Raw genomic sequence first — 22,983 nt, 5'->3', positions numbered from 1 at the left:
GATAAGGGATGAGTAACCAAAGCAGTCCTTTGATCAGAAAGAAGAAGAAACCGGCCCAACCCACTCGTTTAAGCCAAAACCTGAACTTGTTCGTGCGTTCACTCATTCCGAAGAAACAGGGTTTGCGCATGTGAGGTTCACCTGAAAGGGCCGCAATTCATCTGGCAGAATTGCGGCCCTTTCAGGTAAACGAGTGTGAACGCAGGCGGTGCTGAAGTAATCTCGGCCTAGGTTTTTTGTTTTTTCTTTTTGGCCGCCGGAAACAGGATGTTGTTCAGAATGAGACGGTAGCCTGCTGAGTTGGGGTGCAGGTTCAGGTCTGTCGGTTCCTCACCAATCTCATGACGGTAATCCTCGGGGTCATGACCTCCGTAGAACGTAAAAAAGCCTTTTCCGTAAGGCGCATGAATGTATCTTGCTTCGCCCGCCGCCCGGTTTTCGGCCAGAATATCTACTTGAGGCTTGATGTAGGCTTTCTTGAACGCCGTAGTCTGTCCCATAAATCCCTTGATAGTAGCCTGGTGATTTTGCGTCAGCATGGTTGGGATTGGGTTCCACTTAGCCGAGAACTGAAACAGCGTGAAGTAATCGTTGTGCTCGCTGAGGCCGCGTTCCTCTGGCTGGTTATCGATGTTCGAGAACTCGATCATGTACGGATTGGTATACACCTGAAAATCCTTGAACGCCATGGTCTGGCTGAAATCCAGCTTGCTGTTACACTGTGGATCAAACGGGTCGCCGTCGTAGAAGGCATCAACAATGTCGGTGTTCTGGGCCGCCAGCGCAATGTCGTACGTATCGGTAGCATTACACATCGCAAACATGTAGCCACCACCCAGCGCAAAATCACGGATCTTTTTAACCACCGCCAGTTTCATCTGGGGTACTTTGGTATAGCCAAATTTCTGCGAAATGATCTCTGCTTCGCGACGTTGCGCAATGTACCAGGGCTGGTCTTTCATATGGAAAAACTTACCAAACTGCCCCGTAAAGTCTTCGTGGTGAAGGTGCAGCCAATCATATTCGGGCAGCTTACCGTTCAGCACTTCTTCGTCGAAGACCACATCGTATGGAATCTCGGCATAGGCCATGACCATGGTGACGGCGTCATCCCAGGGCTGTTTGGTCTTGGGGGAGTACACGGCAACTTTAGGGGCTTTCTGCAACTTAACGGCATCCATATTGGCATTGGGCGAGGCAATTTCAGCCAGAATATTGGCTGCGTCTGCATCTGAGATAACCTCATAGGTTACCCCCCGAATAAGCATTTCATTGGTAAAGGCTGCCGACTGAGGCAACAGGAAAGCCCCGCCCCGGTAGTTCAACAGCCAGTCAATTTCTGTATCATGGGTTTTCAGCACCCAGAAAGCAATTCCGTACGCTTTGAGATGATTTTTCTGGGCATCATCCATTGGCACCAAAATCTTTGACGCCAGTGCCGACGACACGACGCCCGGCAAGGTCAGTAGAAATAGGATAAGCGGTAACAGCAGGCGTTTCATTGGCGGTTTGTCGAGTGCGTCAGGTTGTAGCTTTGTAACGAAGATACGTAGATAATTAGTGAATGGTTATGTGCGCCAATGAGTGAATAATAGGATTGATACATGTAGTAGTTGATTCAACCTGGTATTCGCTCATTCACCCCTTAATCGATCCACTTATTCTAATATGAACATCATTGAAAATATTCGGGAAGGAATCCGGTCAATTCTAAGCAACCGGCTCCGCACCATTCTGACGGCGCTCATCATTGCCATTGGAATCACCTCATTAGTAGGTACGTTAACGGCCATTGATGGCATTCAGGCGTCATTGAATAGCAGCTTCGAAGGTCTGGGCGCCAATACGTTCAGTGTGGTTGCCCGGCAGGATGTTCGTCGGTTTGGCGGACGGGTCATCCAGAAAGATAAACCAATCGATTACCACGATGCTGTCTCTTTCCGTCGTCGCTACAAATACGGGGCCACAATCGCTTTATCGGCGGCGGTGACCGGGGCAGGACAGGTTAAATATGGGTCTATTAAAACGAATCCAAACGTACAGGTAATCGGGATCGATGATGCCTACCTGACGGTAAAAAACTATAAAGTGTCATCGGGGCGGGCCATCAATGCCAATGACCTCAATAATTCGTTGAACGTGGCCCTGATTGGCAGTGAACTAGCCAGCACCCTGTTTAAAGGAAAAATAAACCCTGTTAACCAGGTTGTCAGGGTGCTGGGTGGCCAGTTCCGGGTAGTTGGCGTACTGGATAAGAAGGGATCGCTTACCGGCGGCGGCGACGATCGGGTGCTGTTGATTCCGCTCGAAAACGCCCGTCAACTGGCTGGAACACGCCAACTGACTTTCGATATTACGGCCGCTGTAACAGAGATTGGCGACCAGGACATGGCCGTTGGGGAAGCTATCGGATTGATGCGACAAATTCGGCAGGACCGCCTTGGTCAGCCTGATTCATTTGACGTACAAAAAGCCGATGCGCTGGTTAAAGACATTGAAGAAACAACAGGCTATCTCCGCTGGGGCGGGTTTGGCATTGGTGCCATTACGCTTCTTGGGGCTGCTATTGCGCTTATGAACATCATGCTGGTGTCCGTTACGGAACGTACCCGGGAAATCGGCATTCGTAAATCGCTGGGGGCCACACCAACGCGCATCCGGCAGCAGTTTTTAATTGAGGCTATCGTTATCTGCATTCTGGGTGGGCTAGGGGGCATTCTCATGAGCCTTGCCATTGGTAATTTAATTGCGATGGGCGTGAGCAGTGGTGCCGGCAAATTCGTGGTTCCCTGGCTTTGGATGGGCCTGGGCTTAGTGGTTTGCATCGCTGTAGGGTTGTTTTCTGGTATATACCCCGCCATTCGAGCCTCTAAACTTGACCCGATTGATGCCCTCAGGTACGAATAAGCATCACGTTTACACAAATTAGTTTCGGCGTTACTAACCAATAGTCCAATTGTAGTCTACTTATTGACGGTAGATTATAGTTGGACTATTGGTATATATACTGTAATATAAAGGATAATATATAAGTAAAAATAACATAAGGCTAGGTTAATTGGATTCTGTGAACTTATTTAGAAGCAGTTAACTGTTTCTCAGTTTCACAATTTACCCAAATAATCTATGTTGAAATATTACAACATCAGTAAATTATTACTGGTTAGCGTTCTGTTGCTAGTGCTTACGTCTGGCTGCCTACTAGCACAGCAAGTCATAAAGGGCACGGTTAAAGATGACAAGCAGGAGCCATTGGTTGGCGTCTCTGTTGTGGTTGCTGGTACAAGCACGGGCGCCTCTACAGATGCGACTGGTAGCTATTCGCTAAAAGTGGCTGATGGTACGTACAAGCTCACTTACTCGTTTATTGGTTTCAATACAACCACAAAATCAGTCACTGTAGCGGGTGCGGAAGTTATGCTCGATGTGCAGCTTGAGCCATCGGCGGCGATCCTGTCGGAAGTTGTGGTGGTGGGTAGCCGTGCCTCGCAGCGCTCTATCGTCGATTCGCCCGTGCCGGTCGATATCCTGTCGGCCGCCGATCTGAAATCGACTGGCCAGCCAACGTTCGATAAGTCGATGCAGTACCGCGTGCCTTCGTTCAACACTGTAAATACGCCCGTAAACGATGCCACAACCCTGCTCGACCCATGGGAGCTCAGGAACATGGGCCCAAGCCGAACCCTGATTCTGATCAATGGCAAGCGAAAAAATCTAAGTTCACTCCTGTACGTGCAGTTCTCGCCCGGCCGGGGCGAAACGGGTGTCGATATCTCGGCTATTCCTACCCAGGCGATCAAGCGGGTCGAAATCCTTCGCGATGGTGCCTCGGCTCAGTATGGTTCTGACGCTATTGCCGGGGTTATCAACATCATCCTGAAAGATAAATTCGAGTATTCAAGTCTCGATATCAACGCAGGCATCACCTCGAAAGGAGATGGGGGCATGTACAAGGTTGCTTTCAACGGAGGCTCTAATCTGGCGGGTAAAGGATTCGTGAATTACACGCTCGATTTACAACAGCAAAACAGCGCAGTTCGGTCGGGCACTATTTATGCACCGTCTGAAATTGCCGCCTTTGGTGGCAGCGCTGCGCAGAATGCCTTGATTACCAATTATCTGAATGATTTTCCGACCGCCAACAACATTAACGGTACGGGAGAAACAGCCGCTGCTCGGTTTCTGATCAACGGGGGTGTTTCAATTGGCCCTAAACTTGATCTCTACGGCAACGCGGCCATGGTGGTAAAGCGGGTATCGAGCTTTGCCAACTACCGTCCGGCTTACTGGCGTCAGGATCGTGGCCTTCTGCACAGCGTGACTGATAACGGAGGTAAAAACTACCTGACACAGGCTACACTGGCGTTTCCAGCCGAAGATAACGTTGATCTGTACAAAGGGTATGTTGGCTACGTACCTACGTTCGAGGGCGATATGATCGATAACAATGCTACCCTGGGTATTAAAGGAGAAACCAACGGATGGAAACACGATGTAAGTCTTACCACGGGATTTAACGCCCAGTCGTATACGGTCGATAACACCGTGAACCGGTCGTTAGGTAAAGCCAGTCCAACCCGCTTCAAACCAGGTGGATATGAGTTTGGTCATATCGTTGGGAACGTTGACGTGTCAAAGCAGTTGAATGACAAACTGGGAATTGCCTTTGGTATGGAGGCGCGCCAGGAGAAATACACGATCATTGCTGGTGATGAAGCCTCATATACGGGCGAAGGGGCCAACTCATTCCCCGGTATCAACCCGCTGAGCGCCGGTACGAACCAGCGTTTCAACATTGGTGCCTACGCCGACGTGAGCTATGACCTAACGAAAGACTTCCTGCTAAACGGAACTGTTCGTACGGAAAATTACAGTGATTTTGGCAATGCGAACGTATACAAATTCTCTTCCCGCTATAAGCTGGCCGACGAGAAAATTGTGCTCAGAGCGTCGTACTCAACGGGCTTCCGGGCACCAACGCTGCACCAGATTTACGCCCAATCGATTCAGGCATCGTTTGCCGGCGGCCTTATTCAATCGTCAGGTCTGTTCAACAACCGAAGCTCGCAGGCGCGTCAGTTAGGTATTCCCCAACTTCGCCCGGAAAAATCGACGAACCTGACGCTTGGCGTTGCCCTGAACCCAACGAAGGACTTCAACATCACCCTCGACTATTACCGGATCAACGTAAAAGACCGGATCGTGTACAGTTCGTCAATCAGTTCGTCAGACAGAACCAGCGCACTCGGGCAGATTTTGAGTCAGTATGGCGTAACGAGCATCCAGTTCTTCATTAACGGAATTGAGACGATCAATTCGGGGCTCGATGCCGTAGCGTCGTATCGGAACATCATCCTGGGTAGCGGTAAGCTGGGCCTGAACGTGGCCGGTAACTTCACGCTGCAGAACGAAATCGTAGGAACGCCTGTCGATCCTGCACCCATTAAAGCGGCCGGAGCAACCATTCTGAACACGCAGATCAAATCGTTGCTGACAGAGAGCCGCCCCCGGTATAAAGTAATCTTCGGCGCCGACTACGGCATTGGCAAGTTCAACGTCAATCTGAACAGCACCCTGTTTGGCTCAACGTCATTCCAGGATCTGGACAACGGAGGGGCTGTTATGGAGCACATCAAGGCTACGTTTGTGCCGGCGGCTGTCACTGACCTGAGCGTTGGTTACACGTTTAGTAAGAAGGTGACCGGTACCATCAACGTCAACAACCTATTCAATGTACTTCCGAAGTGGGATCTGATCGCCTTGGATGCCGAAGGTGCCAAAGTAACGAATGACCCAACGGCTAAAGCACGGTTGCGGGGTGATCTGGGCTTTAGCGGCCGGTACGATATTCTTGGCTATAACGGCTCACAGTTCAGCCAGTTGGGAACCACTTTCAACGCAAACCTGAATATCAAATTCTAACTGAAACAGACAGGAGAGAAGCTCCGGTTGCTGACGCCCACCAACGTCAGCAATCGGAGCTTTGACTTTGTACAGCTTTTTGGGCCGAAAACACCCAGGTATCGAAAGCGTAGGTAGGTTGACGCTGTTCCAGTGTCACCGTCAAACCAGCCAGTTGGAGTAGCAGGTGGATTTCGTTGGGCAGAAATGCCCGCAATGTGGCCTCATCGTCTGCCAGGGGCTGTACCGAATGGTCTGTTTGTTCGATATAAAATTCTGAATGCCAGTTCCAGGTGAAACCAGTCAGAAGGTCGGGCGTATAGGTGCTTTTTCGCAGATACGTCTGTCCGTTATACGTGGCTCGGTGTTCAATCGTAGCTGCCGGATCCATCGCCGTCATGAATGAGGTTGCATCAATAAAATCGAAATGCAACGTACCTGCGGGGGCCAGGTGGCTGGCTAACTGCCTGAACGTACCCAGCACATCATCATTGGTTAATAAGTAACTCAGGCTACGTGCCGTGATCAGGATAACATCAACGGATTGACTCAAGTTAAGCGTTCTCATATCAGCCTGTACGAACCGAACACCCGGACAACGCTGGCGGGCTAACTCCAGCATCTGCGGGCTAATATCGACGCCGGTGTAATCGTATCCGGCAGATGTAAAGCGCTCGGCCAGATGCCCGCTGCCACACCCGATTTCCAGTACAGATTTTGTTTTATCGAACCCGAAGCAGCGCTGGTACAGGGCAAACTCAGCGTTGTAGTCAATAAACGTTTGATAGAGAGCATCGTACAGGTACGCCAGTTCTGAATAAAGCTTTGTCATAGCGGCAAGATACAGCCTGTTGGCCAGTCTGGAGACGGTGAATTCTGGCTCGTTTGTCTGAATTCGGTGGTATCTGTTGCTTTTACTGGCTGGAAACACTACTTTTGCCCCACGTTCAACTGAACACTACTGAGTCAAACCTGCCGGGTTGGCGGAACCGGTAGACGCGATGGTCTCAAACACCATTGTTCGCAAGGACATGCCGGTTCGAGTCCGGCACCCGGTACAAAAGCCTCATACTACTTAGTTTGGGGCTTTTTTGTGCAGTTGAGACAAGAATTGAGACAGATTTTGGCCTGAAAAAGAAAATCACAGCTGAGCCAGAGAATTACCGACTGGCTACAATGAACGACTACGGGGGCGACCTCTCTAAGAGGTGGTACATAGTCTTCTATGCCCTCAATCCGGACACGGGCAAGCTGGAAATGGGGAAACGGCAGTGGTGCCCGGCTAAACTAAAAACAGTTACCGCCCGTCGGAATTGGGGTAAACTTCGCTGTCAACAGATCAATCATTTGCTCACTGGTGGGTACGTGTTCGACTTTACTCCAGCTAAACCCGCCAATCCCGATCCGGTAACGACGTCGCTTGTTAATAATCAGCTGAGCAAGCCCGCCACGTTGCTTGATGCAATGGAGCGATTTGTTACGCTCAGGGAGCGAACGCATCGCAACAGGACACACCAGACCAACGCCGGGACGGTCGCCCGCTGGAAGCAGTTTTGTGCGCATCTAAAGGAGACTATGGGCCTTGACCTCTCGCTCAAAGCGCTCGAACCACCTACAACAGCCGAAATCAACGCCTTTTCTGATTACATCATTCAAGCACGTGCTTGCAGTAACCGTACCCGGAATAATCTGATCGCGGATTTACGAACCCTGACTAATGGATTGGCCGAACGGGGCTGGCTTCCGGAGAACTGCTTTCCAAAGTGGACGCGCTTGGTTGAAGATCCTAGTAGGATACACGATGTATACACGCCGGAGCAGCAGCGCACGTTGACCGAGTGGTTACAGGCCAATGATCACCGGTTATACTTTCTGACTCAGTTTGTCTATTACGGATTCTTGCGACCCATCGAATTAACCAGGCTGCGGGTACGAGATGTTGACCTGGCCAACAATCAAATTAAAATTCACCGTTCAGACGCGAAGGGTGGGCGCAAATCAGTAGGCTACGAGGTGATTGTTATTAACCATCAGCTGCAAGTGGCCATTGATAAAATGCAGCTCCACTTAGCCCAGCCAAACGACTACGTATTTGGTAAGGATCTACTGACCTGTGATGTATCTATTTTAAGAAATAGAGTCTCTGAGCGCCATGCAAAGGCGTTGAAAGGAGCAGAGCTGTATAATGGCGAGTTGACCCTCTACGGCTGGAAGCACACCGGGGTCTGTAACGCCTACCGGGCCGGAGCAGATATAATGTGGATTCAAAAGCAGCTACGGCACGCCAGCCTCGATGATACTCAAATCTATTTGCGCTCGCTGGGACTGACCCCGCCTGAGCGTATCCGGGTGGAATGGTAATCAATAAAAAGAGCTGACCTATGTAGGCCAGCTCTTTTTATATCATCAATTTGGGCCGCTTATTTGAACGCCTTTTTCTTGAAAGCGTAATAGCCTACAACTACAACGACTACAACGGCGCCGGTGACAATGCCGATTGTCTTCCAGTTCATCTTTTTAGTTGTGGTCGTTCCACCGGTTGTTCCACCAGTACCGGTATCAGTTAGCCCGCTGCCAGTAGTGGTGCCTGGCGTAGTCGTACCTGGTGTGGTTGTGCCCGGCGTAGTTGTGCCTGGCGTGGTTGTACCTGGCGTGGTTGTCGCTGTCAGGTTTGGCCGAATGAACGCTGAGCCAACCGGCAGGGTGATTACAAAAGCGCTGTATGGCTCCGACGTGTCCGCCGCCCCATTTTCATTCTCTCCAGCAACAAAATTGTCGAAATCACTGGCGATTGCTGGTAGAATGTATTTCATCCAGGACCGGGCCAGTTTGCCAATCTTTTGAGGATTCGCGGCCGCAGGGTTCATCTCCTTACCGACGGTACGAACCGTACCATTCTGAACGCGAACGAAGATGGCCAGACCATCGCCGTACCAACCTACATGTTGACCATCTGAGTAGCCAAACTTTTTCTCTGACGTAAAAGCCATGATGTTTTAACTGGTTAAAAGTGAACGCTTGTCAATTTCAACGCAACTCCTTTTTACCAGGCTGCGCAATTCGGCTGGGGACCAATTCGCGGGCGCATCAAAAGTACTATCTAGTATGCCATAATTCCAAAGCACCCAGAAGGCGAGTTCGGAACAAAACCACTGGCCGTTAGCCATGTGGGCGTAGTGCAACACCTGATTCCAGATTATGCCGGTGTAGGAGTACTCGGTCATGCTCTGGCCAAACAACCATACTAATATCTCGCGCTCTTTAGCGGCATCGATGTTCGGAAGCTGGTAGAATTCCCATAGGTCGTTCTCGACCACTTCCCCGAAGACGCGTGCAGACACAGCTACCTCACCTGGCCGGGCCGACACGCACAGCAAATCTTTTGACTGAAAAACCAGCTCACAATGAACCCACGGTGAGTTCGTCCAGGCTGAAACCAGCCGGGAAGTCAGTGAATTATCCGCTGCTTTATTTTTGAAGGCTATGATCATATTAAGCTACGCCACCCGGGGAATTGGGTGAACTAGTTGAGCCGCCGATAACCAGATTGATTGCCTGGCCAGTGGGCATAAAGGCTGGTTTCTGCTTGAAGCCGGAAACCGGAACATTGTAATTGCCGGTGTACTGGAAGGTTTGGCCCAGGGGATTGGTATGCTCGAAAAAAATATCCTCCGGACGAATGTTTTGGCACCCCTCCGGTAAGGCCATTTGTGCCCAGAAGGTACTGCGACCAACCCAGTTGATGGTGTACGTACCTGAAACCCCATCGTTGCCATCTACCCAGAAATGGGTTTGTGCTGTCGAGTGCTGGCCGGTTGTATCGAGTATGGGATATACGCCTATAATCCATAGTCGCCGCCCGCCACGCTCTTTAAGCAGCCACTTGATGGGCTTATCGAATTCACGCTCGCCAAAGGCTCTGTTGCCGTCGAGAATAAACCGCTTGGGGATGATGAATTCAATCAAGCCAGCATCCATCAGGGCGTAAAAATCCGGGAACATGGACATGCGGTACCGGGCCAGAAACATGGTTTCAAATTGGCCGAAGGCGCAGACCGGCGCTACGTTTGCCTCACCACCAACGGCGTTGTAATCCAGCCGCGCAGTGCCCTGCTGGCCGTTAACCCAATCGTAAGCGTTTCCTTCGTTGGCGAAGGTTACGTTCAGATGGTAGAAGACCGACCGCCACAGAAATTGAAACTCTAGCGCATCCGGGTTCTGGGGACGTTGGTTAGCGGCCTCGATGCCTTTTTCCTGCGTTGACCAGAAGGGTTCAGCTGAGTCGGTAGTATAGTCGTACTGCTGCTCGATCTCCGTATTATTTCTTATCCAACTGGCAAGCTTCAGACCGCCCAGGCCTGGCCGCAAATCATAGGTACCCTTCGGATAAGGCATATTGACGAAATTGCCCTGGTATTCACCGATTGGGGTATTACACCGCCATCTCCATTCAATCAGTGTCCGATCTGCCAGCTCATAGAACATTTCAATAAAGTAGCGTGGCTCGGGCCGATAGATCCAATGCGCCTGGCCGTAATTGCTACTCATGCGACCACCGATTGCAAACGTAGGGTTTCCGGCCTGGTCCAGAATATAAGCGCCCTGGAGCGTTTTGGCGTACACCGACTGATTATCGTGGGTTCTGCGCGCATACTGATCCCCACCCGTATAGGCTCCATTGTTGATAAATACCTGCACGTTTGGGTTATTAGCGTCGAATTGACCATTTGAGCCAAGCCACATGGTACCAGGCAACCGCATGCAGATATCACCATCCTGCTTATTTGCCGTATAGCTTACTGGCCGGTACAAACCGCCGGTGCCGTAGGTGAACAGCTTGCAGTTATGACCCAGCTGATAGATCGCTTGTCGGAACCCCTCATACACGCCAGACATGTAGATATCACCATCGCCCGGAGAGACTTCCCACTGATTTTCCATATCAGCGCCAATCAAGGCGGGTGGAACGCCTAAGTTAGCGGCAACACATATCCGGTAGAGTGTATTACCCAGGGCTCGCCATGCTTGACGATTTCCGTTGACGTAGTGGCGGCCGGTAATGTCGCCGTTTCCAAACGTCAGCAGATCGCTTTTTCTGGGATCATTATCATCCATCTCGCCCGCTGCGGCCAGCGCTGCACTGTGCATGTCCTGACCACCGGGGAAAACGGCACGTCGGCCAGACGGCAGGTACATATCATTGCACAGTAAGGGCTTTACGCTGTGAGAAATGCCACCATGAGAAAATAACTGCTCCCGTTCCTGTGGGCCAGCTGGTACGGGCCCATGCCATAACCACGGCCGGGAGTCGATTACTGACCACCCTTTCGGGTTACGTGTCGTAATCATGGTATTTTGGGCCGTTTGCGGCTGGTAGGGCAGCGCATTGCTAACCGGGCTTGTGCGAATTGTCAGGATAGCCATAGGTCAGATAAAATTGTAAGTAGCGTTATACTGGAATGGGGCAGTCACAAAGCTGGAGCCCAAAAAATCAGTACCACTAACACTCGATGAGTACGTACCTGGCACAAACCCGATTGGTGCTGGAGTAACGCCTGTTTGTCCTGATGTGGAGTCGGTACCAATCTGATCAGGTAGGGCATCCGGATTAATGATCTCTTGCGAATCATTGCCAACTGTTCCTGTAGGCGGGTTGTACTCGACCGGCGTACCTGTTCCGGTAGGCCCCGCTGGTTGATTGACCACCGTAGTTTCTTTGCGACGAAGTAACCACCAGCTCAAACCGGCTACCAGGGCAACAAAACAGGCAAAAAAGAGCCATTTACGCATGAGTATAAGTGGTTAAAGTTGCTCAATGAATTGAACGTAGCCCAATCAATGGGCTACGTTTGACTGGTTAAACAAACCGTGCTGAGTTGGCTGCATAATCGGCCTGCACCTGAGCCAGTGGGTTTTTCCCCGAAACGGTCAGATTTTCCATATAAGCCCGGTAAACGAGCCCTTTAACGCCACCGCCCATGTTTGGGGTGGTGGCAGGGTTGGCTAATCCAGTTTCATTGAACGCGGTATAGTCACGGATTTTTATTCCGTTCCAATAGGCATTAATAGCCGTCCCTACCCGTGAATAAGCCACTTGAAAGACGGTGTTTAGGGCTTGTGCACTTGTAGGAGGAATAGTAACTGTTCCAATGTTATTTGCACCACCAGCGCTACCACGCGGAGTTAAGCCATCAGCCCCCATGTCAAGCCGATATTGCGTATTACCGGCTGTCGTGGTCGTACTACGCCCGAATAACTGAGCATAAGCAGCGCTGGCGGCAGTCATTTTTATCCACATAATATTGAGGAAATCAGCGTTCGAGCTGGCCAGGTTATAATTATCGCCAAAGGTTAAGTTACCTGAGCCGTTAAACTCAATGGCTCCTGCTGCGTTGTAGGCTACCGTTGCTCCGTTAACCGTTGCTGCCGGTGCTGCGTCGACCAGGTTATTCATTGCAAATCCATTGGCCAGCATGCCCGCTGCGGGTGCTACACCGCCCGCATAGGTGGCCAGCGTTTTGAAGTCGAACAACAACATTGACCCAGCGTTCAAAATGCTATCCCGGTATAACTTAGGGAGCGTAGGATCTGTGAAGGTTGTGCCTGAAAGTTTAACAATTAAGCCCATAGTTGTAAGGGATTTACGTGATTAGATGGCTGGTCTACCAGCCTCGTTGGGTGATAAAATTGTATACGGCTTGGGCTACGAGTTGATAGCCAGCTACGGTTAGATGAACGTTGTCGACCCGAAGGGAAGAGGGTGTAATGTCGTTATCATGATCGGTCAAGTCCTGCGCAATAGCTGGGTTATAATTGCGAACAATTAATTCCCGAATGTCGATAAAGTTTCGCGGGTACGTGGCGCGAAGAGTCGCATTCAGGCTCATCATTGTGTTGTAGGTATTACCTCCCATGTATTCACCCGTACCGGTCGAGCCGTAATTGCCATTTAAAACACTCATTACAATGAAGCGCTTCCTGACGCTTTTGAGCGTGGCCACTGTGGCGGCAATATCAGCGAGTACCGTTGCTGTATCGGTGTAGTTGTTACGGCCCATCCAGATTACGGCAATGTTAGTGTCCCAGGTTGATGTTACTGGGTTTACCATTACAGTTTTGTCCAGAATGACAACATCACCGGCCGTTGTCCGGGTGAAGGTGTAATTCCCAGAACTGTCCCGGGCGAACGTACCTGAAATGTTGGCAATGGTCGCCGTAACACTACGGCCATTTTGCAAAATATTCAGGTTAGCAGGTGTTAGTGCGACACTGCCAGAGGCCGGAAGCTGCAAGCCTGTCACCTGCGCGGCCACTGAAATAGACCCGTGCCGGAAGGCAATTTGCGTGCTGGTATCACCGCCTACCCCTCCATTGGTGACGCTCCTACCATCGGTAAACAAGCCACTCAGGATGGTTGGATAATTAGCAGCGGTCAAGCTGTCGCCAATACATTGGATGTTCTTATTGGGCGTGATGAAAGGTGACAATGCGTTTACCTGAGTCTGCACATCGCCATTTAACAGGGCTGCTATTGAAACACCTTTGTAGATAAGATTTCCTGCGCGGTCAAGGCCAAACGCAATCTTACCCGCTGCGTCCATGACTCCCCATACGTACCCCGATTGATCAGGCCAGCTTAAGTTATAGCTGTTAAGTTGATCGATTGAGGCTTGAATGGCCGCGTTACTTGTCGCTAATCCGCTACTGACTAATGCATTAATCAGCGTCGATAAAGCCTGCCCTTTTAGGATCAGGTTTCCCCCTTTATCCAGGCCTATAGCAATTTTGCCGGCCGAGTCAGTAACACCCCACACGTACCCAGACTCATCCGGCCAAACTACCGGTGTTGCGGATTGTACGGCTTGGACAGCTGCTGACACGTCCCCGATCTGGGGCGTCGACAGTCGGCCGGCTAAATCTACATAAAACGATACCTTTCCGTTCTGATCGATAACAGCGTAGGGATAACCACCGTTATAATCAGTCGATGGCAGTTTAGCCGCCAGCGCTGGTGTTAACTTGTTCTCGGAGAGCGACTGGTCAGGTACGCGGGTGGCCAGTGGAAGCCGAATAAAGCCCGTGGGCGTTTTCTTCAGTCGATCTCCAACCACGTAGGTTTCACTAGTTCCGGTAATGCTCGAGGTGCCACCGACGAGAATATCAAACGTATCGCCACTGGCCGTTAAGGTAGCCGCTGCATCAGGTGTATTGGTGGCCACATTCCAGCCCCCTTTATAGACCTCAGGAATAGCTACTGCATTCCAGATCGCCTTTTCAGTATCCGTGGTGAATCGGAAGTTGCTGCTTTGAACGACGCTGGCTGGATTGGTAGCATCGACGTTAGGTACGTTTGGTAACCCGACAGTTGCCGCTGTTATGGGCTTAAACGTTTTATCAGCTGCCAGGAATTGCCCATCCGTACCAGCGGGTAAACTCGCCTGTTTATTAGCCAAGGCCGCAGCTACGGCGGCTGAAACCGGCTTATTAGCGTCACTTGTATTATCGACGTTGGATAAGCCAACATCACTTTTAACCAGCGTAACATCACCTGACTTACCTGCCACACTCTGAACGGGCGCGGCGGCCGAAGCCCGTTGAGTGGTAAAGTACTTGTTAGTTGTCCCTTCCGGAACAGCGTCCGAACTACCGGGCGAAGACGTTATAGGTACGTAGAGTGAACCTGACCAGCGGTATTGTACGGTGGTTTTAGGGTCGGCCGGGTTATTAATGGCAATGTAAATTTTGCCACTTTCGCCCGTCGCAGGAAACGCAGCCAGGTTAGCGAACTCGGAAACGTCATCGACGTAGCTAGGCAATTGAGTGGCCGGTATTTTTCCGTCGACCAGATCTGCCTTACTGCCAATTTTTACGTTTAACCCTTTTATATCGACCCCAATTTGTTTGAGAGCGGTATCGATACCCAGTTTTTTGAGCGCATTGATGATGCTCGTTATTAAGTCCATCCGGTTGGGTGGTTTGAGGTGAGTAGTGAAGGGATTGCTAAATGACCCCTCTGGCGTCTAGGTAGCTATCAAAGAAATCGGTCGACGTTGGCAAATCCGTGTCACTTACTGGAGCGACATTGATCAGCTGATTGATTTCAGCTTTGCTATAGGTGTTGCTGCTCAACTTTTGCAGATCAGGCTCAATCGTTTTACTGATTGTATTGGGCAGCGTTTTTTTTGAGAAGACCCACCAGGCCAGCCCTGCTAATACTAGCAGGACTAGCCCGATCAGGACGTAGGTACGTTGCTTCATGGCTTAGGCGTTACGGTGACGGATCGACCAGCGACCAAGTAGGAATGAACCCAGAATCAGTACGGCCGCCAGTACGGCGCCTAGCAACAAGTTTCGATCAATGCTAATGGCGGCTAGCTTGAACTTGCTGAAACGGCTAATGGTCAACGGCGTGTCATCCGTCTTTTGGGTTTCCACCGGCGCAGTGATCAACTCGACCGCTTTAGCCTGGTAGGGCACCATTTTCGCAAGTACGGTTGGTGGAATCGCGTCCGCCCAGGCCTGCGCTGCTTTGGCTTGCCCTTGTACTGACAAGTGAATGTGGCCACTGTCGATAAAGTCCGCTTCTTCAAGAATTTGCGCGTCGTAATCCGGGCCAGCAAAACAGTAGGCTACGTCTGAAATTACCCGTTGCTGGACGCCACGTATGCCTGTTTTACCAAAGGGAGTTGCCCGGTTAACGACGACAGCTGCTTTTGGCGATTTGCTATCGATTCGGGCCTGCTCGATGATGCCTTTGAAATAGCCAAAAATGGCCTCATAATCCGTATTCTGCCAGTCATTAGCCCCATGGTCGACCAGCATCGCCCGGAATCCACTTACGCTTGTGTATTTCGTAAAAGCGTTTTTGAGGTTGATATAGGGAAAACCTAACCGATAATCGACAAACCCGTGTTCAAACGGCGTCTTTGTAATCGACTTGTACCACTGCTCCAGATTCGTTCCACCAAATGCTGCGTTTAACAGCATCGTAGGTACGTTGTATTTCAAGGTGATTTTCTCGGCAAATTTCGCCCAGAAGTGTGTACTAGACCCGTAGGGGCCGGGTACTACGTCGGACGCGTAGGGTACAATGGCACTCGGCAGATCGGCCGCATCACCCGTGGTATTGTAATGCGCATTAGCACCGTTTGCGGTCATGTCAATGCCAACGGTAAACACGCGTGGATCTGTGGCTCCGCCCAGATGAAACCGGTCATCGCCCTGAGCCACTGAATGTCCCCAGACGACAAACACCTCACCAATGCCAACCTTCTGAGTAATGGCGGCCGCCGTATCTTTTCCCGAGGCCTTGACCGGCGAAACGACCATGGTGTAATCGCCTTGTTCGAGAATCGTAACCGCAGTGAAAGCCCCGTTGATTACTGGTATAGTAGCCGTTTGGAGTCGGCCCGCTATACCAGGTGTACAGATCACCTCCAGGCTTACTACGTCTGTTGGACAGGTTCCTTTGATAGACACGTAGGCTCGACCCTGCGCATTGCGCTGGTAAACCTGATTGGGTAGGGGGCTGGTTAGCTGGAGCATACTGACTTATTTTTTAATTTTCACATTCGTTACTTTTCCCTGACGCACTTTACCCAGCGTAGTAAACGCCCGTTCTTTTGCCTCCGCGCGACTGATCGTATACTGTGGCACCCGGCGGTAGGTGCCTGTTGCCGACTTCTCATGAATCTCTTTGGCCAGGGCGTCAACCTCTTTGATGAAGTTTTTGCCAGTCAGCGCCGATTTATTTTTCACCGTGATTGGCTTATCGCTAACGGGTCTAGCCGTTGTCTTACGACCGAAAATCCGGGCAAACATCCCTACCCGTTTCGGCTTTTCAGCTGCGGCCGGTGCAGCTGCCGTCGACCTGGTTGTTGAGAGTGGTTTCGATGCCGATTTATTGCCTTTCGCCCGGGTTGATCTGGTCGACGTGCTGCGTGTAGGTGACTCGCTTTTTTTAGCCCGTTTAACGCCCACCGTAGCATCTTTTCGGCCGGCCGCGTCAACGCCTATCAGATCAGTGTCACCCGGATTTTTAGCCCACTGCTTTAAATTCTTCTCGGTAGGGGCCAACCGGCGTTTGTTGGTCGTTTTGGCATCCGCTTTTCCGCCAGCGCCACGAGTAGCCTGAATTTTTTTACCCTGTTTAACCACTTCCTTCGTGGAAGTTGTACCGCTGGCCACGGGTGCAGCAGGCTTGGTCACGGCCCGTTTTAGTTGTCGAGCCTGGCCAGCTTTTTTGGCATTGGCTCCCTGATTGGTTTTAGCTCGGCCAAACGCTAGTGAAGCCTGGTTCGATCTAGTCCGTTTAGGTTTTTCCGCTGAGGCGGATTTAGCCGGCGTTTCGTCCGTTGGTTTGGCGTTACGTGCATGGCGCATTGTAGAGGGCTTCCGATCTGCCTTTTTACCAACCATCATCGCGTTTTTGCGTGACTGCTTCAAGTTCACAGGCTTGCTACGCTTACCAGGTGCGACCTTGTTGAATAACTTGATGTGATTCTCCACCAACTCTTTAAAACTGGGGTCGGCATCGACGCGGGCCCAGCTGCTACCGCCATTGGTCATAGCGCGAATTAGCTCATCCCCTTCGCGCAGGTCTTTATCGTCAGGAATACCATTCTTCGAAACGAAATCGAAATAATTGGCACGAGTCACTTTCATGAGTATTGTTCGTTAAAACAGGTTATGATTTTGATACAGGGTGATCAGGCTGCCAGGCGCAGGCGTTGACGCTGGATTAACAATAGGGCTTTGGCTCGTATGGCTAGAGATGGATCATCTTGTACCGATGCGTCTGCGTGCCGCGTCCACTGGCCACTAGTGCTGTTGTAGGTATGCGTAATCTGGGGATTATGGCCAACGACCAGATTACGGGGAAGCGACCAGTAAGCCCTTAGCTCCAGTTTTTTCAGATCAGTGGGGTAAAAGATCGTTTTAGGTTGAAACGGGAGCAGTCGACCCATGCCATCGATGTTGATTGCATTAGGCATCAGGCCTATCACCGGTTGATTTCCTATGCCCCTGTAGGGCTTCTGACTAAATAGGACAATCCGGTTGCGCTCACTGATATTGATATAAAGAGACGTCGCGCCGAGCTTCTCGAAAAAGGTGAGTGTATCCAGCAGGTATTTCCCGTTGAGTCCGATCCAGTCATTTGGCCCTTTCTCTAAGGCAAAATAGTGGTACGGTTTGTCGGTAAATAGTATAGCCGCAGAGGTATAGGAGCGAAGGGCTTGCAGATCTGCACGGTATTCTTTGTGCGTTGTCGGGGATACCACCGGGAACGCCGTTGGATAGTCCGGGTAACGCTCGTCGATCACCTTACCATCCGTGCTATAAACAGTGGGTTTGGCCGTTTTATGAGGAAGCAGAGCAATACGATGCCCATCTGTGGCCACAATATCAGTGGCTCCAAAAAACACATTCATCATAGCCGGACGCAAGCCGTCTTTCGACAGAAACGGCTTTAACAGCGACTTTAAACCCGGATCACCTGGTTCTGGCTTATAGTCCACCCGCCTGATTTTTGGAATATCTAGCGCAGATGGCGGTAACTGATTGAAGAGGACAACCCCGGTAGGTTGGTAAGCAGCTTCTTTTTTCACGATTGTAGAGGAAAGGATAGTCAGGCTAAAGGCGTAAGCGCTGCCGTTGAATGAGTAATAGCACCTTGGCGCGCATTGCTAGGTCTGAATCAGCCGCGGGCGGTGGGGGAGTCGTGTCGCCTGCAGTACTGGTTGAAAACTGTTGCTTGGCCAAGCTGAAATCCTGTTCAGAAAATTTACGGTACCAGATTCCCGAGAATTTGGACCACCGGTACTCATTAGCTTTTAGCCAGGCACGTGTAGCTTCACTGGGCACGGCTGAAAACTTGATCTCAATGCCATTTTTAGCCGTGTTATGATTGATACTTACTTGACCTGGTTCAGTAGCCGCAGCTGGTTTTCCTTTTTTAGCTGCTGATTTGCCTGGCAAAGATTTAGCCGGCGTCGGCGCTTTGGGCAACCCTTGAAGCTGCTTTGGATCATACACCTCCAGCACTGTATACTCCACGATGTTATACCCAAATGCCACTTCGTACCGCCCTTCGCGTTTGTTGCGTACCATGATGGGCGTTGAAGCAGCCAGGTAAACGCGAACAGTGAATTTGCTCCCGTAGCGGGCACGGCCATTAGGGACTGTCAGTATTTGGCAGGGTAGCAGATCTCCTTGCTTAAAGTAGCCGTACTTGCTGTCGACCTTAGGAATGTAGTAGGCCCAATTCCCTTTTTTATGATCGCCATACGTGGCCAGTTTGGCCGCCTTTCGCTTCTCCCGCTCAGCTTCCTCTTTGAGTCGGTTCTGCCGTTCGAGTTCGGCCTGGTTAGCCAGCCGGTTCGGATCAGCTTCATTAAGCAGGTATTCTGGAATCTTCAGGTGGTCTACGTGGCCGTAATAGCGAACGTGGAAATAGTCGACCTGCGCGTTGGAATCATCGAAGTTGTAGCGCTGCTGAATTGACGAGGCTTTTTTGTGAAAAGCCAGGTATTTCGGGCTATATTCTGTATCAATATATGACCCATATCCACGGCTACGGCGCGTAAATTCAGCGTACGATTCCCCGTTGTTAAGGGCCTGCCGCAGTTGGGTTGAGATCGGGTCAAAATCAACGTGAAGAATTTTCACGTTAATGCTGCTGGTCATTGACCCATTATGCTGGTACACTGAGAATTTGCAACCGGGAAACTCGATGGCCAGCTCTTTCCGGATTAGTTTGGCTACCTCAGTAATGGACAGGTCAGCCGTTGAGCGGTAATCCTCGCCTTCAAACTTATGACCACTATACCCTTTATCGACAACAACCTGATCACTCAATCGATCAATCTGCTTGAAGTGATCGTATCTAACCTCATCCAAGTCTAATTCATCCAAATTACTCCAGGCCGTAAAATCGTCCGTTTCCGCCTTTAGATACGTGTGAAACGACTTCATCTCAGCTGAGGCCAAATGCGCAACACGTGCGTATCGCTGAGCGTAATTATCTTGGTTCGTTGTCATTCTAGGGAAAGCCTAAACAATGGGTACGTTATGAGTTAAGCCGTCAGCTGTTCGAGAAAACCGTCTTTTCCGCAAATTTTCCGAACATAGGCGTAGGCCTCGCCGCTTATGCCAGCCAGTAGCAGATCAGTCGTAGCGGTGTTGGCAGGCATTTTAAAATAGTAGCCCTGATTGTAGCGCAGGGCCACTTTATCCACTCGCCACCGTCCCTTTTCAAGTTCTTCCCCAAGCAACTGACTCAGGTACATACCCGTAAGCATGAGGTTGAATTCCGGGTCTTTCAGATCATCTTGGGTCACCACGTAGGTTTTGGTGCCGATGTTCTTTTCGATGTAGTCAAGCCGGGTGCCCAACTGCTTTTTCAAGACAGCGCGTTTCTCATCGTTGAGCAACTTCTTTTTGGCGGCCCGGCTGATGATATCCGTTGCTGAATACATCATGTGTTGGCCGAGGCCGGTCGCCTCTTTGTACTGCGGCCGACCACTGGCCCGGTTCACCGAATCTGCCTTCAGATCAAAATTTTCGATCAACACGATTGATTTCAACAGAAACTCAGGTACGTTGTTGAGGCGGCACGACTGATCAACAAATGGGCCGTACTGGCTCATTAAGGCCGTTGCCTGTGCAGCGATCAGAACGGAGGTGTAGCCCGTCTTAGCTGGCTTTCCGGTAGTAGGTACGTTGACGATCATAGCCTTATGCGTTATCTTCTTCGTCTTCGAGATCTTGTTTCTGGACGATAAACTGACGTTTTTGCTCGACACGCAGGGGACGTCGGTTGATAGCGTCCCAGGCCAGAAAGCTGGCCAGTAACAGGCCTAGCAAAATCAGTAGAAGGGTGATTTTATTTTTCATGCGTACGAGGTTTTGGAATTGGTTTCGCCGCGCAGGGCCCATCGTGGCCAGGTGTCCGGGTGCAGTACCAACCTGCTGGCGGCCGCTGGCAAGCTGGCTTAGGTAATGACCTTTTCATCGTGAAGCAGGTAGGCAGAACGGCGCTGTTTTGCGACCATTCCAGTTCACGCCCATATCACCCCGTTCGCTGTCCAGATGAATGCCGTAGAACTCAGGCAGCAGTCGCCGGTGCCCCTCGGGAAATGACTTGGCAAATACGACGTCAGTGTGATCGGCGCCAACGTGGCATTCCGGATAGCGGGTGATACCTGACTGCCGGGGATTCCACAGCTGGAAAAAGCCGATCGGGAAATAACCGTCCTGATTGTAGTGAGCCACCCGTGAGCCAATGGGGAATGCCCAGGGCTGCACCAAGTAATACTGCTCGTGCATCAATCGGGGTTTGACCAGGTAATTAATCCAGGCCTCGTACGAATGGCACATGAGCCGATCAATGCCGTAGATACTTCGCTCGTCCAGGTGTACCCGGTTGAGAATGTCCCGAGTCTAGGGCGGCAGGTAGATATCTGAATCCAGGTGAACTACCCAGCCGTCCATCTCCAGCCGGGCCAGGCCTGCGTTAATACCTTTCGCCTTATTAAAGACAGCCCCATCATCGTAGAAGGCATCGGTTTGAATGCATTCCACCCGGTAGTATTCACATACCTGTTGGGTATAGCGATCAGCTGGCGTAGTGACCACTACCAGGCGATCAAATAAGCCCCGGATATGAGGCAGGATCTGTACCAAGAAATCAGCGTAGTTTACGCAGACTGTCACCGCTTCGATTTTGCGTTTAGCGGGCTTACTGCAGCTGACAGGAGTGCTAGGCGTATACGTATTGTTCATTTGCTTGAAGCGGTAAGTTTAGCGGCGTATTTGCGCCGAAGGGCTTGAACAGGTAGTGTATCGGAGGTAGGACTGTTTCGCCAGTCGGTGGCCCAGCGGGCAACGCGGTGAGGTCTGATCTTTCGAATGACCCCGTCATTTTTGGTCTTGTAGTGACCGATTGAGTTACTGGTACTGGTATTGGCCTCGATGGTTTGGCAGTAGAGCGGATAAACCTGCTCGACGATACCGACGTGATTACTTTCAAATTTGAACCCGATAACCCAGCCGGGTTGAATCTTGGCAATGTCAGCGGTCTTGGCAAAGGGTCCGAGCAGGATTTTGCTCGGGTGAACTGACCAGTTGATTGCCCGGCCTGGAGAAAGATTAGGACTTACGCCGCTCTGCCGGTGCCAGGCGTAAACCGCGAAGCCGCAGTACGCATCTTGCCATCCCCGGCTGCTGTATACCCCTTTATTTTTAGCCAGGGCACGGTAATAATCAAATATTGGGTGATCATTTCGCCAGGTCTTTTCTTGGTAGCCTACGTCACGGCTTGCTTCAATGACGATTCGATTTCCTATCCTGATTGACCTTGAAACTGGTTGAGCAGTGAGTAAACTAGTAATGAGAATAAAGCCAAATACGCCAAATACTTTTGCTGATTGAGGACGCATTTCTGATATGCAGTTAGGTCAGAAGACTTAATGAGTGTTTCATAGTCGTTTTGCCCGCCCCTATTCACAAAGGGGTTAAAGAAGTCGAAATTGACCCGGTGCATCGCGTAAAACACCAGTTCGACACCCAGCGACCCAAAAGCCAGCATATAGAGCGCGGTAAAACCCGCCCAGATGACCGTGTTGGTCAAGGGGTCGAAAAAGGCGCGTAAAATGTAGGGGAGTACCCAGAACAACAGCACCAAGCCGCCGGTAAACAGTAGCTTCTTAATCACCTCGTAGGCGTACCCCTGCTCGAAGCGTTCCCACCAAGAGAGTTGAACTGTCTCGGTTGCTGGCGAAGTCGGGTAGTAATGCTCCAGCTGATCGAGCAGATACTTTTGCCGGTATTCATCCAGCTCTCCCGCATCGATGCCAAATATGCCTGACGCGGTGTCGATGTTGGTTTTTAGAGATTCCAACACCGCCATCTGTATTAGCTGATCAGTGGGCTTGCTCATACCGCTTTCGCTTTTTTGGCTGCGTAATACGATTTAATTGATACCGCGCTCGCCCAGATACTCAGGATTACGCTGATGACAATGATGTAGGGCATAAGCAGCCCAAATGCAGTGATGATGCGTCCTTTTTGCATGATTGACAA

23 protein-coding genes and 1 tRNA gene are annotated in these 22,983 nt (G+C 50.8%); 4 read left to right on the top strand and 20 right to left on the bottom strand.

Going from position 1 to position 22,983, the window contains the following annotated elements:
* Positions 1-227: 227 nt before the first annotated feature.
* Positions 228-1,502 carry an asparagine synthetase B gene (locus J2I46_RS21765; RefSeq protein WP_207331182.1) on the bottom strand — a complete coding sequence of 425 codons (1,275 nt, stop codon included), beginning with the start codon at positions 1,500-1,502 and terminating at the stop codon, positions 228-230.
* A gap of 166 nt (positions 1,503-1,668) precedes the next feature.
* Between J2I46_RS21765 and J2I46_RS21760 the strand changes: the two genes are divergently transcribed.
* Entirely contained in the window at positions 1,669-2,907 is a 1,239-nt protein-coding gene (locus J2I46_RS21760) for an ABC transporter permease (protein ID WP_207331181.1), read from the top strand.
* A 219-nt stretch (positions 2,908-3,126) separates the two neighbouring features.
* Positions 3,127-5,922 (top strand): TonB-dependent receptor, encoded by a 2,796-nt coding sequence (locus J2I46_RS21755; RefSeq protein WP_207331180.1) that lies wholly within the window; start codon positions 3,127-3,129, stop codon positions 5,920-5,922.
* 46 nt (positions 5,923-5,968) lie between these two features.
* Here the strand turns inward: J2I46_RS21755 and J2I46_RS21750 are convergent, their stop codons facing one another.
* Positions 5,969-6,733: a class I SAM-dependent methyltransferase gene (locus J2I46_RS21750; RefSeq protein WP_207331179.1), complete on the bottom strand. Its 765-nt coding sequence runs from the start codon at positions 6,731-6,733 to the stop codon at positions 5,969-5,971.
* 142 nt (positions 6,734-6,875) lie between these two features.
* Between J2I46_RS21750 and J2I46_RS21745 the strand changes: the two genes are divergently transcribed.
* Together J2I46_RS21745 and J2I46_RS21740 are read left to right on the top strand one after the other, a co-directional pair.
* Positions 6,876-6,959: transfer RNA gene (locus J2I46_RS21745), tRNA-Leu, on the top strand.
* A gap of 118 nt (positions 6,960-7,077) precedes the next feature.
* Positions 7,078-8,262, top strand: a complete 1,185-nt coding sequence (locus J2I46_RS21740) for a tyrosine-type recombinase/integrase (protein ID WP_207331178.1) — start codon at positions 7,078-7,080, stop codon at positions 8,260-8,262.
* 59 nt (positions 8,263-8,321) lie between these two features.
* Here the strand turns inward: J2I46_RS21740 and J2I46_RS21735 are convergent, their stop codons facing one another.
* From J2I46_RS21735 to J2I46_RS21650, 18 genes are all read right to left on the bottom strand, one after another.
* Complete coding sequence (locus tag J2I46_RS21735; protein ID WP_207331177.1) at positions 8,322-8,891, bottom strand: hypothetical protein; 570 nt, start codon at positions 8,889-8,891, stop codon at positions 8,322-8,324.
* Between the two features lie 6 nt (positions 8,892-8,897).
* Positions 8,898-9,392: a hypothetical protein gene (locus J2I46_RS21730; RefSeq protein WP_207331176.1), complete on the bottom strand. Its 495-nt coding sequence runs from the start codon at positions 9,390-9,392 to the stop codon at positions 8,898-8,900.
* Between the two features lies 1 nt (position 9,393).
* Complete coding sequence (locus tag J2I46_RS21725) at positions 9,394-11,325, bottom strand: hypothetical protein (protein WP_207331175.1); 1,932 nt, start codon at positions 11,323-11,325, stop codon at positions 9,394-9,396.
* Positions 11,326-11,328: 3 nt separating this feature from the next.
* Positions 11,329-11,691 carry a hypothetical protein gene (locus J2I46_RS21720; protein ID WP_207331174.1) on the bottom strand — a complete coding sequence of 121 codons (363 nt, stop codon included), beginning with the start codon at positions 11,689-11,691 and terminating at the stop codon, positions 11,329-11,331.
* A gap of 67 nt (positions 11,692-11,758) precedes the next feature.
* Positions 11,759-12,529, bottom strand: a complete 771-nt coding sequence (locus J2I46_RS21715; RefSeq protein ID WP_207331173.1) for a hypothetical protein — start codon at positions 12,527-12,529, stop codon at positions 11,759-11,761.
* A gap of 34 nt (positions 12,530-12,563) precedes the next feature.
* Positions 12,564-14,864 (bottom strand): SGNH/GDSL hydrolase family protein, encoded by a 2,301-nt coding sequence (locus J2I46_RS21710; RefSeq protein ID WP_207331172.1) that lies wholly within the window; start codon positions 14,862-14,864, stop codon positions 12,564-12,566.
* Between the two features lie 37 nt (positions 14,865-14,901).
* Positions 14,902-15,159 carry a hypothetical protein gene (locus J2I46_RS21705; protein ID WP_207331171.1) on the bottom strand — a complete coding sequence of 86 codons (258 nt, stop codon included), beginning with the start codon at positions 15,157-15,159 and terminating at the stop codon, positions 14,902-14,904.
* Between the two features lie 3 nt (positions 15,160-15,162).
* Positions 15,163-16,446 (bottom strand): hypothetical protein, encoded by a 1,284-nt coding sequence (locus tag J2I46_RS21700; RefSeq protein WP_207331170.1) that lies wholly within the window; start codon positions 16,444-16,446, stop codon positions 15,163-15,165.
* A gap of 6 nt (positions 16,447-16,452) precedes the next feature.
* Complete coding sequence (locus J2I46_RS21695) at positions 16,453-17,565, bottom strand: hypothetical protein (protein WP_207331169.1); 1,113 nt, start codon at positions 17,563-17,565, stop codon at positions 16,453-16,455.
* A 44-nt stretch (positions 17,566-17,609) separates the two neighbouring features.
* A complete protein-coding gene (locus tag J2I46_RS21690) occupies positions 17,610-18,509 on the bottom strand; it encodes a hypothetical protein (RefSeq protein WP_207331168.1) in 900 nt (299 codons plus the stop codon).
* A gap of 25 nt (positions 18,510-18,534) precedes the next feature.
* Complete coding sequence (locus J2I46_RS21685; protein ID WP_207331167.1) at positions 18,535-19,941, bottom strand: LPD29 domain-containing protein; 1,407 nt, start codon at positions 19,939-19,941, stop codon at positions 18,535-18,537.
* 35 nt (positions 19,942-19,976) lie between these two features.
* Positions 19,977-20,633, bottom strand: coding sequence for a hypothetical protein (locus J2I46_RS21680; protein WP_207331166.1), 657 nt, complete (start codon positions 20,631-20,633; stop codon positions 19,977-19,979).
* A gap of 4 nt (positions 20,634-20,637) precedes the next feature.
* Positions 20,638-20,796, bottom strand: coding sequence for a hypothetical protein (locus J2I46_RS21675; RefSeq protein ID WP_207331165.1), 159 nt, complete (start codon positions 20,794-20,796; stop codon positions 20,638-20,640).
* 114 nt (positions 20,797-20,910) lie between these two features.
* On the bottom strand, positions 20,911-21,279 hold the full coding sequence (locus tag J2I46_RS21670; RefSeq protein ID WP_207331164.1) for a hypothetical protein: 369 nt from the start codon (positions 21,277-21,279) through the stop codon (positions 20,911-20,913).
* 63 nt (positions 21,280-21,342) lie between these two features.
* A complete protein-coding gene (locus J2I46_RS21665) occupies positions 21,343-21,684 on the bottom strand; it encodes a hypothetical protein (protein WP_207331163.1) in 342 nt (113 codons plus the stop codon).
* Positions 21,681-22,340, bottom strand: a complete 660-nt coding sequence (locus J2I46_RS21660) for a hypothetical protein (protein ID WP_207331162.1) — start codon at positions 22,338-22,340, stop codon at positions 21,681-21,683. The genes J2I46_RS21665 and J2I46_RS21660 overlap by 4 nt, the downstream gene beginning before the upstream one ends.
* Entirely contained in the window at positions 22,244-22,840 is a 597-nt protein-coding gene (locus tag J2I46_RS21655) for a hypothetical protein (RefSeq protein ID WP_207331161.1), read from the bottom strand. Before J2I46_RS21655 ends, J2I46_RS21660 begins: the two co-directional genes overlap by 97 nt.
* On the bottom strand, positions 22,837-22,974 hold the full coding sequence (locus tag J2I46_RS21650) for a hypothetical protein (RefSeq protein ID WP_207331160.1): 138 nt from the start codon (positions 22,972-22,974) through the stop codon (positions 22,837-22,839). The genes J2I46_RS21655 and J2I46_RS21650 overlap by 4 nt, the downstream gene beginning before the upstream one ends.
* Positions 22,975-22,983: the final 9 nt, after the last annotated feature.

Source organism: Fibrella forsythiae, assembly GCF_017353175.1.
Classification (GTDB): Bacteria; Bacteroidota; Bacteroidia; order Cytophagales; family Spirosomataceae; genus Fibrella; species Fibrella forsythiae.
Note: the sequence above shows the minus strand (reverse complement) of the source record. Positions and strands in the feature narration are given on the sequence as shown.

What these genes read in the sequence shown, in the direction of transcription:
- J2I46_RS21765 (WP_207331182.1), bottom strand. Translation starts at nt 1,502, where the DNA reads ATGAAACGCCTGCTGTTACCGCTTATCCTATTTCTACTGACCTTGCCG.
- J2I46_RS21760 (WP_207331181.1), top strand. Translation starts at nt 1,669, where the DNA reads ATGAACATCATTGAAAATATTCGGGAAGGAATCCGGTCAATTCTAAGC.
- J2I46_RS21755 (WP_207331180.1), top strand. Translation starts at nt 3,127, where the DNA reads ATGTTGAAATATTACAACATCAGTAAATTATTACTGGTTAGCGTTCTG.
- J2I46_RS21750 (WP_207331179.1), bottom strand. Translation starts at nt 6,733, where the DNA reads ATGACAAAGCTTTATTCAGAACTGGCGTACCTGTACGATGCTCTCTAT.
- J2I46_RS21740 (WP_207331178.1), top strand. Translation starts at nt 7,078, where the DNA reads ATGAACGACTACGGGGGCGACCTCTCTAAGAGGTGGTACATAGTCTTC.
- J2I46_RS21735 (WP_207331177.1), bottom strand. Translation starts at nt 8,891, where the DNA reads ATGGCTTTTACGTCAGAGAAAAAGTTTGGCTACTCAGATGGTCAACAT.
- J2I46_RS21730 (WP_207331176.1), bottom strand. Translation starts at nt 9,392, where the DNA reads ATGATCATAGCCTTCAAAAATAAAGCAGCGGATAATTCACTGACTTCC.
- J2I46_RS21725 (WP_207331175.1), bottom strand. Translation starts at nt 11,325, where the DNA reads ATGGCTATCCTGACAATTCGCACAAGCCCGGTTAGCAATGCGCTGCCC.
- J2I46_RS21720 (WP_207331174.1), bottom strand. Translation starts at nt 11,691, where the DNA reads ATGCGTAAATGGCTCTTTTTTGCCTGTTTTGTTGCCCTGGTAGCCGGT.
- J2I46_RS21715 (WP_207331173.1), bottom strand. Translation starts at nt 12,529, where the DNA reads ATGGGCTTAATTGTTAAACTTTCAGGCACAACCTTCACAGATCCTACG.
- J2I46_RS21710 (WP_207331172.1), bottom strand. Translation starts at nt 14,864, where the DNA reads ATGGACTTAATAACGAGCATCATCAATGCGCTCAAAAAACTGGGTATC.
- J2I46_RS21705 (WP_207331171.1), bottom strand. Translation starts at nt 15,159, where the DNA reads ATGAAGCAACGTACCTACGTCCTGATCGGGCTAGTCCTGCTAGTATTA.
- J2I46_RS21700 (WP_207331170.1), bottom strand. Translation starts at nt 16,446, where the DNA reads ATGCTCCAGCTAACCAGCCCCCTACCCAATCAGGTTTACCAGCGCAAT.
- J2I46_RS21695 (WP_207331169.1), bottom strand. Translation starts at nt 17,565, where the DNA reads ATGAAAGTGACTCGTGCCAATTATTTCGATTTCGTTTCGAAGAATGGT.
- J2I46_RS21685 (WP_207331167.1), bottom strand. Translation starts at nt 19,941, where the DNA reads ATGACAACGAACCAAGATAATTACGCTCAGCGATACGCACGTGTTGCG.
- J2I46_RS21680 (WP_207331166.1), bottom strand. Translation starts at nt 20,633, where the DNA reads ATGATCGTCAACGTACCTACTACCGGAAAGCCAGCTAAGACGGGCTAC.
- J2I46_RS21675 (WP_207331165.1), bottom strand. Translation starts at nt 20,796, where the DNA reads ATGAAAAATAAAATCACCCTTCTACTGATTTTGCTAGGCCTGTTACTG.
- J2I46_RS21670 (WP_207331164.1), bottom strand. Translation starts at nt 21,279, where the DNA reads ATGTGCCATTCGTACGAGGCCTGGATTAATTACCTGGTCAAACCCCGA.
- J2I46_RS21665 (WP_207331163.1), bottom strand. Translation starts at nt 21,684, where the DNA reads ATGAACAATACGTATACGCCTAGCACTCCTGTCAGCTGCAGTAAGCCC.
- J2I46_RS21660 (WP_207331162.1), bottom strand. Translation starts at nt 22,340, where the DNA reads ATGCGTCCTCAATCAGCAAAAGTATTTGGCGTATTTGGCTTTATTCTC.
- J2I46_RS21655 (WP_207331161.1), bottom strand. Translation starts at nt 22,840, where the DNA reads ATGAGCAAGCCCACTGATCAGCTAATACAGATGGCGGTGTTGGAATCT.
- J2I46_RS21650 (WP_207331160.1), bottom strand. Translation starts at nt 22,974, where the DNA reads ATGCAAAAAGGACGCATCATCACTGCATTTGGGCTGCTTATGCCCTAC.